Source organism: Pseudomonas sp. G34 (assembly GCF_031119625.1).
GTDB lineage: Bacteria > Pseudomonadota > Gammaproteobacteria > Pseudomonadales > Pseudomonadaceae > Aquipseudomonas.
The window spans coordinates 472408-487600 of record NZ_JAVHZV010000009.1 but is presented as its reverse complement, the minus strand read 5'-3'; the positions used below and the strand labels follow the sequence as shown (position 1 = coordinate 487600).

General features: G+C 67.3%; 4 protein-coding genes. 1 reads left to right on the top strand and 3 read right to left on the bottom strand.

From position 1 onward, the window contains the following. Positions 1–11: 11 nt before the first annotated feature. Complete coding sequence (fhuF, locus tag QYS36_RS07625; RefSeq protein WP_308838897.1) at positions 12–737, top strand: siderophore-iron reductase FhuF; 726 nt, start codon at positions 12–14, stop codon at positions 735–737. Positions 738–751: 14 nt separating this feature from the next. Here the strand turns inward: fhuF and QYS36_RS07620 are convergent, their stop codons facing one another. Genes QYS36_RS07620 through QYS36_RS07610 form a run of 3 tightly spaced genes read right to left on the bottom strand, consistent with a single transcriptional unit; the run spans position 752 to position 15191 of the window. Continuing rightward, on the bottom strand, positions 752–2395 hold the full coding sequence (locus QYS36_RS07620; protein ID WP_308838896.1) for a cyclic peptide export ABC transporter: 1644 nt from the start codon (positions 2393–2395) through the stop codon (positions 752–754). Beyond that, a complete protein-coding gene (locus tag QYS36_RS07615) occupies positions 2395–6177 on the bottom strand; it encodes an amino acid adenylation domain-containing protein (RefSeq protein ID WP_308838895.1) in 3783 nt (1260 codons plus the stop codon). The genes QYS36_RS07620 and QYS36_RS07615 overlap by 1 nt, the downstream gene beginning before the upstream one ends. Then, positions 6174–15191: a non-ribosomal peptide synthetase gene (locus QYS36_RS07610; RefSeq protein ID WP_308838894.1), complete on the bottom strand. Its 9018-nt coding sequence runs from the start codon at positions 15189–15191 to the stop codon at positions 6174–6176. The genes QYS36_RS07615 and QYS36_RS07610 overlap by 4 nt, the downstream gene beginning before the upstream one ends. Between the last annotated feature and the right edge of the window lie 2 nt (positions 15192–15193).

Genomic DNA, 15193 nt, shown 5'->3' with positions numbered 1-15193 from the left:
GGGCTGCGAGGGTGATCCCCAGTCTCGCCCCGCTGTTCAGCGGCCCCCTGGCGGACTATGGCGAAAACCTGCAGCTGGCCAGTGATCAACAGCAGGCAGTTGCCGGCTCGCAACTGTTTCAGCCGGACTATTTCGCCGCGTTCATTGGCAACCTGGCGGCCCGCCATGGCACCGACGATCTGCTAGCACTGACCTCTATCTGGTCAAAATGGTATTTCTGCTTCCTGGCCCCCACCGTGGCGGCCAACCTGCTCTTGCAGCGCGAGTTGCCTATCGCCCTGAGCGATGTCGGCGTCGCCCTTTCGGCAGAAGGCAAACCGCTTGGCCTGCACCTGCCCCATGACGGCAGCAGTCTGCCGCCCTGCTCGCCCTTCGAGCGCTTCAGCTCCTTGATACAAGGGCACCTGGAACCGGCGATCGAGGTCATGGCCAGGGTCTCGAAGGCCTCGCCACGAGTGTTCTGGAGCAACGCCGGCAACCTTTTCGAATTCGCCACCACACAAACCGAACGGCATCCACTGGCGACGGCCGATTGCTCCGCCCCGGCCAGGGCCATACTGGAAAGCCGCCTGCGCCCCGATGGCCGGCGCAATCCGCTGTTCGCCCCGGTGTACTACAAGGACGTCGGCGCCAGCGAACCGCAGCGGCTACGGCGTATCTGCTGCATTCGTTACCGCCTACCGGGCGTCGACTATTGCGGCAGTTGCCCGCTCGACCGTGCCAAGACGCCCGAATAACCCGCTCGAAACCACTAGATGACCCGCTGGAAAGGGCTCTCGCTGCTGCGGTCATAGTCCACCAACTGGCCGTAATCGAGCCGGTAGATGCGATCGGCCACATCGAAGTAGCGATCATCGTGGCTGATGGCGATGACCGTCTTGCCGGCCGCCTGCAGCTCGGGCAGCAGCTCGTGGTAGAAGACGTGGCGGAACACCGGGTCCTGATCCGCCGCCCATTCATCGAGCAGCAGCACCTCGCGGCCCTCCATCATCAGCAACAGCAGGGCCAGGCGCTTGCGCTGCCCTTGGGACAGGGCCGTGGTGGACAGCCGTCCCGCCACGAACTGCACCTTGTGCGCCAGCCCCAGGCGTTGCAGGTAATGATCGACCCGCTCCTCCAGCCCATCGAGCTGACCGTTCTCGCCGAGCACATCGGCAAACAGGTAGAAGTCGGCGAAGATCGCCGCGAAATGCTCGCGGTGCCACTCGCTGTTCGCGGCATCCAGCGTCACGCCATTGAGCGCCACCGTCCCCTCGCTGGGCTGATAGAGCCCGGTCAGCAACTTGGCCAGGGTCGACTTGCCGCTGCCGTTACCGCCGACGATGAAGATCAGTTCGCCACGGCGAACCTGCAGATCGATGGGGCCCAGCTGAAAGGCGAATTCATCGCCCTGCCCGGGGTAGCGGTATTGCACGTTGCTCAGGCGCAGCTCACGGAAAGGCTCGGCGGCCTTGGCTGGCTGGGTGAAGTGCACCGTCTCGCCCAGGGCCAGGTCGTCGATGGCCTGCAGCGCCACATGGCCGCGGATCACCGCCGGCACGGCATCGAGGATCATCGAGATCGGCGTACGCAGGAACATGATCGCCAGCACGTAGCCCACCACCACCTGCTGGCTCAGCAGCCCGAGGCCCTGACCGAGGAAAAACAGCGTACCGATCAGCACGAACACCAGCAGCGACGTCCAGTTCAGGTTGATCGCCCACAGGGTATCGGCGCGTACCGAGGCCTGCAGCGAGGCCTGCGCGATCGGCTCCAGGCGCTGGTTGTAGAGCAGTTGCCGACGCTCGCGGCTCAAGGCCAGTTCGCAGCGACCGTTGATGGTCGCCTCGAACTGTTCGGTCAACTGGTCATCCTGCTGCCGCACCTGCTGCATCAGGCGCTTGACCTTGCGCCCGAGGAGCACGTCGAGCACCACGCCGAAGGCGATCACCGCCAGGGTCAGGGCGAAGAACGGCAGGCTCAGCCAGGCCATGTAAGCCAGGCCCGCCACCAGCAGCAGGCCGTTGTAGAGGGAGATCGGCAGTTGCTTGAAGGCCGTGGCCACGGTGGTCACGTCCTTGGTCAGGGCGTTGTAGATGCGCGGGCTGCCCAGTCGCTCGATGCGTTCCAGGGCGGTGCCCAGCACCTTGCCGACCAGGCGCAGGCGCAACTGGTAGACCAGGCGATGGCCGATCTGCACCAGCAGCCACTGGGCCAGGGTACCGCTGACGAACAGCAGCAACAGCAGGCCGGCGAACAGCGCCAGCGCCTGGCTCAGGTCATCCAGCCCCTGCTCCAGGCTGCGGTTGATATAGCCGATCAGGCCGATGCTGCAGGCCGCACTCAAGGCACTGCACAGCACCGCCAGGAAAATGCGCCAGCGCGCATCAATCAGCAGCTCCTTCAATAACATCATCAGTTCGATACCCTCTCGGCTCGGTGTTGCGGCGTAATGCTCGGCGCCAGCAAGGACAACAGCTCCGCACTCAGGCGCGGCTCGGCAAGGATCGCATGATGGCCGACATCCAGGCTCCGATAATGCAGCGCCTTGCGCGTGTGCGCCTGCCAGGCGGCGCGCAGGTCGCCGTGGGCATTGCTGCGCCACAACCAGATGGGCACGTCGACCATCGGTAGAGCCTGTTCGTACAGGCGCGTCTTGATCGTCCGGTAGCGCACCATCGCGGCCTGCAACTCGGCCTCGGCACCCTCCCATTGCAGATGCTCGCGCACTTCGGCGTCGGCCAGCAGGCGGGCCACCCCCTCGGCATAATCGCAATCGACCAGTTGCCGGGCCAGCCGCTCGCGCAAGGTATCGCCAAGCGGCCGCGCACGGCTGCCACACAGGAACACCAGGTCGGCGAGCAACTGCCCCCCCTCGTCGCCATCACCCGCCAGGCTGCGCTGCGAATCATGATCCACCACCGCCAGGGCCTGGACGTTGAAGCCTGCGGCCTGCAGATGCGCCGTCAACAGCAGCGCCAGGCGCGACGCCAGACACCAGCCGAGCAGCACCAGCGGGCGCTGCTTGAGCGACTCGGGAATGCTCTGCACATAGCGCTGCAGCAGCGCGTCCAGATCCCTGCTTTGCCAACCCTCATCAAATGCCGTCAAACCATAAGCGGCCTGGCCTTCGCCCAGTTGCGCCAGCAACGGTCGGTAGTCTTTCAGGTGGCCTTCCGCGCCGTGCACCAGAAGCAAGGCAGGCGCGTCACCGGCCACTTCGTTCAGCACCTGCCAGCCCTCGCCACTCGCGCCCTGATCGAGGCTCTGCACCAGCTCGCGCACGGTCTGCCGCTCGAACAGCAGATTGGTTGGCGGGTTGAGCCCCAGTTGCTCGCGAATCAGCGCCACCACCTTGATCGCCGCGAGGGAATGCCCGCCCATGGCGAAGAAGTTATCGGTCACGCCGAGATCCTCGACACCCAGCACACGGCACCAGATTTCCAACACCGCACTTTCCAGTTCGCCGACCGGGGCAACCCGCGCGCCCTGCATGCGCTGCCGGGCACGCGCCAGCAGCGCCTGACGATCCAGCTTGCCATTGCTGTTCAGCGGCAGGGCTTTCAGGGCGAAGATGCCGGCGGGCAGCATGTAGTCCGGCAGTTGTTGGGCCAGGTCATCGCGCAGCAGGTTCGCTGCCCGACTCTGCCCCTCCTCCTCCACGATGAAGGCCAGCAGGCGTTCGCCATCGAGCAGCACCGCCGCCTGTTGCACGCCCGGCAGGTCACGTAGTGCCTGTTCGACCTCCGCCAGTTCCAGACGGAAACCGCGAATCTTCACCTGCTGATCATTGCGCCCGAGGATGCGCAAGGCGCCATCGGCCTGGCGCAACGCCAGGTCGCCGGTGCGATACAGGCGCGCGCCGGACAGCGGGTCCTGGCCGAATGCCGAGCTACCGACATTGCCCAGGTAGCCACGGCCGACACTCGCCCCGGCCACGCACAGCTCGCCCGCCTGCCCGCAGGGCACGGGGCGCTGTTGTTCGTCGAGCAGGTAGATGCGGTTGTTGCCGAGCACCTGGTTCAGGGCCGTGCCGCTCGCCCCCTGCTCGATATCGATGGCGCGCCAGAGCACGCCGACCGTGGTTTCGCTCGGCCCGTAGTGGTTGTACAGGCGGCAGCCAGCTGCTGCCTGTACAAGGCGCGCCAGCAGGCTCTCACCCACCGATTCGCCGCCAAGCACCAGTACCTGACGGGGCAGCACGCCCTCCAGCGGATGCTCGCCGATCAAGGCTTCCAGGTGCGACGGAACGATCTTCAGCACATCCAGCGGATGCTCGCGCAGCTCCTCGGCGAAGGCCTGTGCATCGGTGACGCTGGCCTGGCTCAGCAGGTGCACGCAGCCGCCCTGCAACCAGGCCGGGTACAGCACGGTGTTGCCCAGGTCGGCGAGCAGCGAGGACACCAGCCCGTAGTGAGCACCGGCCGGCAAATCCAGGGCATGGGTGATCTGGCTCGCATAGTGGCGTAGCTGCCCCTGCTCGATCTGCACGCCCTTGGGCTTGCCGCTGGTTCCCGAGGTGTAGAGCACATAGGCCAGGTGCTGCGGCGCGCTGGCTACAGGCGCCGCGAGTGGCGCAGCGCTGCTGGCCTGCGACCAGGCCAGGCTGGGCACCTCGCAGGCCATTGTCAGCTCATCCAGATACAGCACAAGCGCTGGTCTGGCATCGTCAAGAATGCTGGCCAGGCGTAGCGGTGGCAGCGCCGGATCCAGCGGCAGGTAGGCCGCACCGGCCTTGAAGCAGGCCAGCATGGCCACCAGCATCTGCGCGCCGCGCGGCAGCAGCAGCGCCACCACCTGATCCGGGCCAACGCCGGCCTGCTGCAGGCTGCCGGCCACCCGCTCGCTCAGCTCGTCCAGCTCCGCGTAAGACAGCACCCACCGACCATCGCGCAGCGCCGGGCTGTGCGGCTGGTTGCGCGCATGGGCACGGAAGCGCTCGACGATATCCATGTCCGCTGGTAGCTCTCCGCCAGTCGCCACCGGCTGCGCCTCTTCCGCCAGCAAGGTATCCAGGCTGTCCAGCGGCGCTTGCGGTGCCTGCAGCAGCTGGCCGATCCAATGCGCGTAGCGGCGCAGCAGGAGTTGCATCTGCTCACGGCGATACAGCCCGGTGTCGTACACCAGCGCCAACTGGCCCTGGCCGGACTCATCCAGCAGCCAGTGCAGTTGCAGCTCCACCGGTGTGTCGAGCGACAGGGCCTGCAGCGCCGGTACCTCGGCCAGATGCTGCACGCGCAGCCCGGCCTGATAGCTGGCGCGCCACTCCGGCAGCAGCTCGGCCTGGCCGAGGTACTCCTGCCAGAGCACGGCGTTTTCCAGTTGCCGGGCCAGTTGCCGGGCCAGGCTGACCCAACTGGCGTGCTCGGACAGATGCACCTGCATGGGCAGGGTCTGCTCGAACAGCCCGTAGGCGCCCTGCAGTTCCTCATAGTCGTCACGCGGGTCGTGCTGCAGGCCCAGTTGCGCATGGCGCTGACCGTTCAGGCGGCCGAGCAAGGCACCCCAGGCTGCCAGGGCGAGCGGCTCGACGGCCAGCGCCTCGCCCTTGGCCAGTGCCTGCACGGCACCGCACAAGGCAGGTTCGAGCAGCTGCTGCACGCAGCCACGGGCACCGCTGGCCATGCCATAGCGTTCGATCAGGCGCAGCCCCGGCACCTCCTGCAAGGCCAGGTTGCGCCAGAACTGCATGCCCTGCTCGGCGTCTTCGTCCAGTTGCAGGCTGGCGATCCACTCGGCGTAATCGCTGTACTGCATCGGTTCGGCCTGCGGTGCCGCGCCCTGCCCCAGCAGCTCACGGCGCAGTTGCTCGAGGCTGCGCAGGTCCAGCGAGTAGGCCGGCAGTGCCAGCCATAGCTGCTCGTCGCGCCACCAGGCCAGCAGGTCGGGCTGCTGCGCCTGGCACTGGGCCTGGGCGTCGCGCTGCCAGGCCGCCGCATCGGTGCCGGCAGCGGCCTGGCGCCAGTCCAGGCGCAACTCGCCCGGCTCGGCCACGCGCTGGCGCAGGCCTGTGGCGCCGAGTGGGCGCTGGTAGCGCAAGCGCAGCGCTTCATGGCTGTTCAGCAGATCACGCAGACGTTGTTCGACCCGCTCCGGGGCAACACCGGCGAGCGCCATGCGCACCCAGCGATACCCCTGCGGATTGGCTTCGGCCAGTTGTTTCTGGGCCGGGGAAAGCGGCAGACCAAGGTCCATCATGGTGTCATCTCCAGAGCGTTTTGCTCGGCCGTGGCCGGTGCCGCTGCGACCTGATCGCGGCGATAGATGTCGCCCATGGCGACGACGATGCGCCGTTCGCCCTCGAAGGGATCGCGGGCATGGGCGGCAAGCATGTTGTCGAGCATCACCACATCGCCGCGCTGCCAGTCGAAGCGCACCGCGCAACGCTCGTAGGCGGCGTTGATCGCCTCGATGGCGGCCTCTTCCAGCTCGCTGCCATCACCGTAGAACACCTGCCGGGGCATGACGCTATCGCGCCCCTTGAGGAATTGCTCACGGATATCGGCATCGAGAAACGCCGGGTGGTAGAGCTGGATCTGGTTGAAGAAACTGGCATCGCCGGTCAGCGGATGGAGGATCACCGCCGGGCACACCTGGCGCGTATGCAACTCGTTGGCACCGCGCCACTCGAATTCGATACCACCCTCACGGCAGATGCGTTCGGCCTCGGCACGCTCCTCGGTCTGGAAGAAGTGCTGCCAGCTGACATCCAGGCTGGCGCTGAAATTGCGCACGTACATCAGTTGTTTGTGACACAGCTTGGCCTGCAGCCAGGCCGGCAGCTCGCGGTACACCTCACGGCTGTCGACGATGGGCGTGGCCCCGCCGCTGACAGCCGGCGTCTCGCAATAGAACCACTGGCGGCGCGGCCAGCGATGCTGGTGGGCGCTCTCGTTGTGGAACATGATCATGCGATCCTTCGGATAGGGCGTGGACTTGTAGATCTTGTTGCCGCCCTCCTTCTTCGGCAGATCGCCGTACTGGCCGTACAGCTCCGGGCACAAGGCCTGGCAGAACTGCTCGAAGGCTGCCGGGGTGGGCAGATCGAAGCCGCGGAAAAGAATCCCGCCGTGTTCGCGCAGCCAGCTTTCCACCTGCTCGCGATTGGCTTCGGCCCACACCGCTGGCGCCAGCTCGCGCTCGCGCAGTTGCACCAGCAGGGGGAAGTTGGAGCCGGCACGCAGCGGCCGGGTTTCGATCGGTGTGGCAGCGGCAGCCGGGCCGTTCTGGCGCAGCTTGCCGAGCTTGCTCATCTTGCGTTGCATCGGGTTGTCCGTGGGGGTGGACATGGCAGCGGCTCCCTTGGAAGGCAGTGATAAGGCATCGATGGGGCTGTCCGGCGCGCCCAGCGCAGCGTCGAGCAGCGCCAGGAAGCTGTCGCGCAAACGCTCGATGGTGGCAGGGCGGAACAGGCTGGTGCGGTACACCCAGCGCAGGCTGAGGGCATCGCCGTCGGCACTGGCGAACAGCGCCATGTCGAACTTGGAGTGTTGCTGTTCGCCCGTCAGCGGCGTTACCTCGAGGTCGCCGAGGCGGCGCGGCTGACGCGGCGTGTTGTCCAGCACGAAGAGGGTCTGCAGCAGCGGGTGCTGGTTGGCCACGCGCGGCAGGTCGAGGCATTCCACCACCTGCTCGAATGGCGTGTCCTGCCAGGCGAAGGCATCCAGGCAGACATCGCGCACCAGCGCCGCCTGCTCACGGAAACTCAGCTCCGGTTGCACGCGGATGCGCAAGGCCAACAGATTGACGAAGAAGCCGATCAGCGCCTCGGTGGCCGGGTGTTCGCGGTTGGCCACGTCGGTGCCAATGACCAGATCGCGGCCCTGGGTTTCACGCTGCAACACGGCGGCATACACGGTCAGCAGCAGCATGAACAGCGACAGGCCGCTGTCCCGCTGCAAGGCCTCCAGGCGTGCCAGCGTCGCCGCCGGCAACTGGAAGTCCAATGCCGCGCCACCGCTGCCATCGCGCTCGCCACGCTGGAAGTCGAACGGCAAGGGCACCTGGCCTGGTATGCCGGCCAGGGTACGTTGCCAGAACTGCTGGCCCTGGCGCTGACGGGCACGCAGCGCCGGCGAACCCTGCCAGGCGGCATAGTCGACGTACTGGATCGCCAGTTCGTGCTCCACGGGTGCCAGGCCCTGGCTATAGGCCTCGTAACCTTCCACCAGTTCACCGATCAGCACCGAGCCGGACCAGCCATCGGAGGCGATATGGTGCAGCACCAGTTGCAGCACATGCTCCTGCTCGCCCAGGCGATAGAGCACCGCGCGCAGCGGCGCCTCCACGCTCAGGTCGAACGGGCGCGTGGCCAGTTCATGAGCCGCCTGGGCCCACCGGGTTTCACTGCTGCTCTCCACCTGCAGCGTCAGCGCCGACTGCGCATGGATACGCTGGCGCGCCTCGCCCTGCTGCTGATGGTAGGTAGTGCGCAGGATCGCATGGCGCCGTACCACGCGCTGCAAGGCTCGCTGCAACGCCTCGACATCGAGCTGGCCACGCAGGCGCACGTTGCTACTCATGTTGAAGCTGCTGTCGTCCGGCTGCAGTTGCTGCATCAGCCAGACCCGTTGCTGCGCAGGCGACAGCGGCTGGTCGATGTGCTGATCGACCCGCGCGATGCTCAATGTGGCCGGGTCGATGGCGGCGGCCTGGGTCTCCAGGCGTGCTGCCAGCTCCGTCAGCACGGGCGTCTCGAACAGCCAGCGCAGCGGCACCTCGAAACCCTGCTCGCGCAGCCGCGAACGCACCTGCGCGGCCATCAGCGAGTGCCCGCCGAGCTGGAAGAAATGCCCATCAAGCGGTACCTGCTCGAGCTGCAGCACCTGCGCCCAGAGCTCGCTCAGCAGGGTCTCGCTGGCGCTCATCGGCCGCTGCTCGCTGCCTGCCTTCCGAGGCGCGCTGCTCATCTGTGGCAATTGCTTGCGATCCACCTTGCCATTGCTGTTAAGCGGCAAGGTCGGCAGCGCTTGCAGATGGGTCGGCAGCATATAAACCGGCAGGCGTGCCTGCAGATGTTCACGCAGCTCGTCTGCGCTCGGCTCGGCACCAGGCTGCACGACCCAGAACGCGGCCAGGTGCTCGCCCTGCACCGCCACTACCGCTTGGGCGACCCCTGGATGGCTGAGCAAAGCCGCCTCGATCTCGCCCAGCTCGATACGGAAGCCGCGCAGCTTGATCTGATCGTCGCTGCGGCCCAGGTAGTACAACTGTCCATCAGCCTGCCAGCGCGCCAGATCGCCGGTGCGGTACAGGCGCCCGCCAGCGCCGCCGAACGGGTCGGCGATAAAACGCTCGGAGGTCAATCCCGGCTGCCCGGCATAACCACGGGCCAGTCCTTCACCAGCGATATACAACTCGCCAACACGGCCCGGCGGTACTTCGCAGAGGTGTTCGTCGAGCACATGGCAACGGGTGTTGAGCAGCGGCCGGCCAATGGGCACCACCGGCTGGCTCAGCTCATTTACCGGCGCCTGGGTCGACCAGACACTGGTCTCGGTCGGCCCGTAGACGTTGATCAGGCAGCCGACGAGTTGCTTCAGCTCGCCCGCCATTTCCGCCGCCAGGGCCTCGCCACCGGCCAGGGCGATGCGCCCGGCCAGCACCTGGCGGTTGCCCTGCAGCAGCATGGCCCAGGTCGCCGGGGTGGCCTGGATCAGCTCCACCTCACGCTCACGGATCAGTTGCCCCAGCAGCAGCGGGTCCTGGCGTTGCTCGTCATCGGCCAGCACCACGCTGCCGCCACGCACGAGCGGCAGGCACAGCTCCAGGCCGCTGATATCGAAGGTCACGGTGGTCAACGCCAGATAGCACTGCACGCCGTCCAGCGGCAAGGCGCGCTCCATCGCCAGGAGGAAGTTGGCGAAGTTGCCCCGGCTGATCTGCACGCCCTTGGGCTGCCCGGTGGAGCCGGAGGTATAGAGGGTGTAGGCCAGTTGCTGCAGGTGCCTCGGCAACGCCGGGGAATCGACCGGCTGCGCCGACAAGGCCAGATCCTGCCAACGCTGACAACGCAGCTCGGCCGGGAAGTGCTCATCCTCACGTTCGCACAGCAACAGGTGCGGTCGTGCCCGCTGCAGGATGGCCGCCTGCCGCGCAGGCGGATGGCGGAGGTCGAGCGGCAGGTACTGCGCCCCGGCCTTCTGGATGCCCAGCAGGCAGATCAGCAGGCGCTCGTCGCGCGGCAGGCAGAAGGCAACAGTCGATTCCGCCGTTACACCCTGGCTCAGCAGCCAGTGCGCAAGCTGGTTGGCCTGCGCCTGCAACTGCCCATAGCTCAGTTGCCGGTCGCGGCAGAACAGCGCGGTGCGCTGGGGATGCAAGGCGGCCTGCACTTCGAAGCGGGTCACGAAATCCGCCTCGACATCCAGCTCGGCAGCGTCGCCAGCACGTGACAGGCGCTGGACCGACGCCAAGGGCAAGTCCAGCAGCGGCCGCTGCAGATCCAGATGCGCCAGGCTGGCCAGCACGCCCAGGTAATCGTCCACCAGGCACTGGATGCGCGCCGGGTCGAACAGCGCAGTGGCATATTCGACGATCAGTTGGCTGCTGGCCTCCTCGCCACGGCCCTGGCTGAACAGGTTGAAGGTAAGGTCGAACTTGGCGCTGATCGCACCCTGCGGCAATGCCAGCGGCGCGACCGTAACGCCTGGCAGGTGCAGATTGCGCTCGCCGAGGTGATCGACCTGGTAGTTGAACAGGGTCTGGAACAAGGGCGTGCGGTCGAGGCTGCGCTCCACCTGAAGCACCTCGAGCAGGCGCTCGAACGGCAGTTGCTCGTGGGCGCGGTCATCCGTCAGGCGCTGGCCAAGGCGTTGCAGGAAATGCTCCAGGATTTCCAGCTCGTCGAGCTGCACGCGGTAGGCCAGGGTGTTGACGAACAGGCCGACCAGCGCCTGGCTGTCCGCCGCCTCGCGCCCGGACACCGGCAGGCCGATGGCGAAATCGCGGCGCCCGGAATGTTTCCACAGCAGCAGTTGCTGCGCGGCGAAATACAGCACGAAGGGGGTCACCCCGAGCTGCCTGGCACGGGCCGCGACTGCCGAGGTCAGCTCGCCCGGCAAAGGGAACTGCTCACGGGCGCCGGCATACGTCTGCAGCGCCGGGCGCGGGGTTTCGCTGAGGGTCAGCGGCTCATCACTCAAGCCCTGCAGGCGCTGCTGCCAGTAATCCAGCAGTGCCTGGCCGGCATTCCCTTCCAGCGTCTGGCGCTGCGCTTCGATCACTTGCAGCAGGCCCGTGGCCGGCGCCGCCTGGCGATCTTCGTAGAGACTGGCCAGATCCTGTACCAGCAGCCCCATGGACCAACCGTCCACGGCGATATGGTGGGCATTGAACAGCAAGCGATAGTCGTCCTCCGCGAACTGAAACAGGTCGATGGCCACCAGCGGCCCCTGGGCCAGGTCGAACACCCGCTGCGCGGCCTGGGCAATCGCCGCCTCGCGCGCCTCTGCCGACGCTGCACGCAGATCGTGCAGGACGAAGCTGGTCTCGGGCGCCGCGTCCAGACGCTGACGCACCTGCCCGTTGTCCTCGAAGAAGCGGCAACGCAGGGCTTCGTGACGGTCGATCAGGCTCAGGCAGGCACTGCGCAGGCGGGGTACGTCCAGTTCGCCGTGCAAGGCCAGCAGTTGCGTGACGTTGTAGGCGGTCGCCTCCGGTTCGAGCTGCTGCATAAACCACAGCCGCTCCTGGGCATGGGACAGGCGCGCCACGGCGCTGACCTGTGCTGGCGGCGCCGCTGCCGGCTCGTTGCGGGTGGCAGGCGCTGGCTCCAGCGCAGCCGCCAGTTGTCGCGGCGTGGGATTTTCCAGCAACTGGCGCGGCATCAGGCGCAGTTCGGCCTGGCGCAACCGGGCGATCAGTTGCAGGCTGAGAATCGAATCACCACCAGCGGCGAAGAAGTCGTCGTCCAGCCCCAGTTGCGGCTGGCCGAGCAGTTCGCGGAAGGCCGCCAGAATGCTGGCCAGACGCGGCTGCGCACGGCAGTCGGCACTTGCTGCCATGCCCGCCAGGGTCGATTGTTCCAGCACATCGCGCGGTTGCAGGCGCAGCCCTTCGCGCGCGGCCAGGCCAATCAGTTGCAGGCTGAGAATCGAGTCGCCGCCGAGGGCGAAGAAATCCTCCTGGCGCCCGACCGAGGCGCAACCCAGCACCTGGCACCACAGCCGCGCCAACAGCACCTCGCTGACGCTCTGCGGCGCCTGCCCGCTCTCATCCACGACCACGCTGGTTTGCGGCTCGGGCAAGGCACGGCGATCCAGCTTGCCGTTGGCGGTCAGCGGCAAGGCGTCCAGGCTCGACCAATACGACGGCTGCAGTGGTTCGGGCAGTTGCGCCCTGGCCTGCGCCTGGATGGCGCTCAGTTCGTCCGCGCTCAGGCGCGGCGCAACATAGGCCACCAGTTGCAGACGGCCCTGGATCTCGCGCGCCAGCACGGCGGCGTCACGCACCCGCGACTGCCGACCCAGCCAGGCGCTGACCTCGCCGGGCTCGACGCGGAAACCGCGAATCTTCACCTGATCGTCCTGGCGCCCGAGGAACGCCAGACGCCCATGGTGATCCAGGCGCACGCGGTCGCCACTGCGGTAGAAGCGTCGCCCTGCGTCCTCGATAAAGGCAGCGGCCGTGGCTTCGGGTTGGCCGAGATAGCCCAGCGCGACCTGGGGGCCGCCGATCAGCAACTCACCCGCCACGCCACGCGGCACCGGCTGGCCCGCCGCATCGACGATACGCAGCTCGGCACCGGCCAATGGCTGGCCCAGCGGCAGGTAAGCGCCCTGCCCGGCCTCCGTCACCTCGCCACAGACCACACCGACGGTGGTTTCCGACGGGCCATAGTGGTTGAACACACGCAGTTCCGGCGCCAGTTCGCGGATGCGGGCGAACAGCGCCGCATCGAAACCTTCACCGCCCAAGATCAGCAATTGTCGGGGCAATACGCGCTGGGCATCGTCCAGCGCCAGCAGGCCACGCAAATGCGAAGGGGCGATCTTCAGGCAGTCCACGGGATGTTGCGCCAGGAAATCGGCCCAGCCGGGTGGATCGAAGGCCAGCGCGGCCTCCGGCAGGATCAGCGGATCACCGCTGTGCAGCGCGGCGAATACGCAGGTCAGTCCCAGGTCGGCGGCCACCGTGGCCAGGGTCGCCCAACGACTGCCGGCGCTGGCTTGCAGGCGCTGGCTGACGGCGGCGGCGTAGTGCGCCAGGTTGGCATGGCTGACCAGAACGCCCTTGGGCTGGCCGGTGGAGCCCGAGGTGTAAATCAGGTACGCGGCCTGCTCGCGCTGGCTAAGGCTGGCCACCGGCTGCTGCGGGGCGGGCGCGGCGAGATCGGCGGCGCTCAGTTGCAGACGCGCCACCGCGCCGTTCAGCGCCGGCGCCTCGGCCAGGGTCAGCAGCAGGCTCGCCGCGCTGCTTTGCAGCAGTTGCTGCAAACGTTGCACGGGCTGCGCCGGGTCGAGGAACAGGCAGGTAGCGCCACGTTGCCAGCAGGCCAGCATGGCCAACACCTGCTCGGCGCTGCGCGGCATGCACAGGGCCACCACCTGACCCGGGCCGACGCCCTGCTCGGCCAGGCGCAGCGCCAGTGCCTGCACGGCATTGCCCAGCTCGCCATAGGTCAGCGTCTGTCGGGCCTCGCACAGGGCGGGCGCCTGCGGCGTGCGCACGGCCCACTGCTGCACCTGGCGATCCAGCGGCTCGACAGCGGCGTCCAGCGCCGGGCCCTGCAGCTCGCTACGCGGCGAAGCCAGGCGCAGCGCCGACAGACGCTGTGCGGGATTGCCTGATGCGTCCTGCAGGATGGCCTGCAGATCGTCGAGCAGTTGCTCGATGGTGGCCGCCTCGAACAGCTCGTCGCTGTATTCCAGCTCGCAGCGCAGGCGCTGGTCGGCGCTGCGTACCAGGCGCAGGGTGAGGTCGAAACGGGCATGGCGCTGCGGCGGGTCGAGTACCTCGACGCTGACTCCCGGCAGGCTCAGGCTGCGGCTTTCCGGCAATTCGACCTGCACGAACATGGCCTGGAACAATGGGCTGGAACGGGGCCGGTCGAGGGCTTCGAGCACCTTCTCGAAAGGCAGGGTCTGCTGGTCGAACGCCGCCGCCACGCTGTCGCGGGTGCGCAGCAGGGCGCTGTGAAAGTCCGGGTCATCCTCCAGGCGCTGGCGAATCACCAGGGTGTTGAGCAGCGGCCCGATCAGCGGCGCCAATTCGGGGCGATCGCGTTGCGCCACCGAGGTGCCCAGGCACAGGTCACGCTCGCCGCTGTAGCGTGCCAACAGGCAGGCGAAGGCGGTCAGGCCGAAGATGTACAGGGTCACGCCCTGCTCGCGGATGGCCGCATCCACCTGCGCCGACAAGGCAGCCGGCAGTTCGCGTACCTTTACCGCGCCGCTATGGCGACGCTGGTTGGCGGGCGGCCGCGGATGATCGTATGGCAGTGCCAACGGGCCGGGCGCCTCGGCCAACTGATTGCGCCAGTAATCGAGTTGCTGGCGGCAGGCGTCACTGGCCAGCCATTCGTGTTCCCAGGCCGCGTAATCGGCGTACTGGATGCTCAGCGGCGGCAACTGGGCCGGCTCACCCAGGCTCAGGGCACGGTAGCCCTCGGCCAGTTCGCGGGTCAGTTGCTGGGCCGACCAGGCGTCGTAGGCGACGTGGTGGATGGTGAAGAACAGCCAGGTGCTGCCCTGCTCGGCATCGCTGAACACACGCCAGCGCCAGGGCATCTCGTGGCTCAGTTCGAAGGGCTCGGCCAGTTGTCGGTCATATTCGTCGGCGCACCACTGTTGTGGATCGGCAACGGCTTGTGGCGGCAACGGCTCGACCGCCGGCAGGCCCGCCGTCCAGGGCTCGCAGTGCGCCTGCAAACGGCCCTCGGCATCAACCAGGTAGCGGGTGCGCAGGATGGCGTGGCGCTCCACCAGTTGCTGCATGGCCTGCTGCAGGCAGGCCAGATCCAGGCGGCCATCGAAACGCAGCACCGAGCAGAGGTTGTACAGCGCGCGGCTGCTCAGGGCCTCTGCCGAGAGAAAACGTAACTGCGCCTGGGCCAGCGGCGCGCTGGCGTCGGCAGCCGGGACTATGGGCAGGCGCCAGCTATCGATGCCCTTCTCGGCCAGACGCTGGCGGAACAGTTGCTTCTTGTCCGCCGGCAGCGAGGCCAGGCGCTGGGCGATCTCGACGAAGGCCTGTTGGTTGGTCGCATTCATCT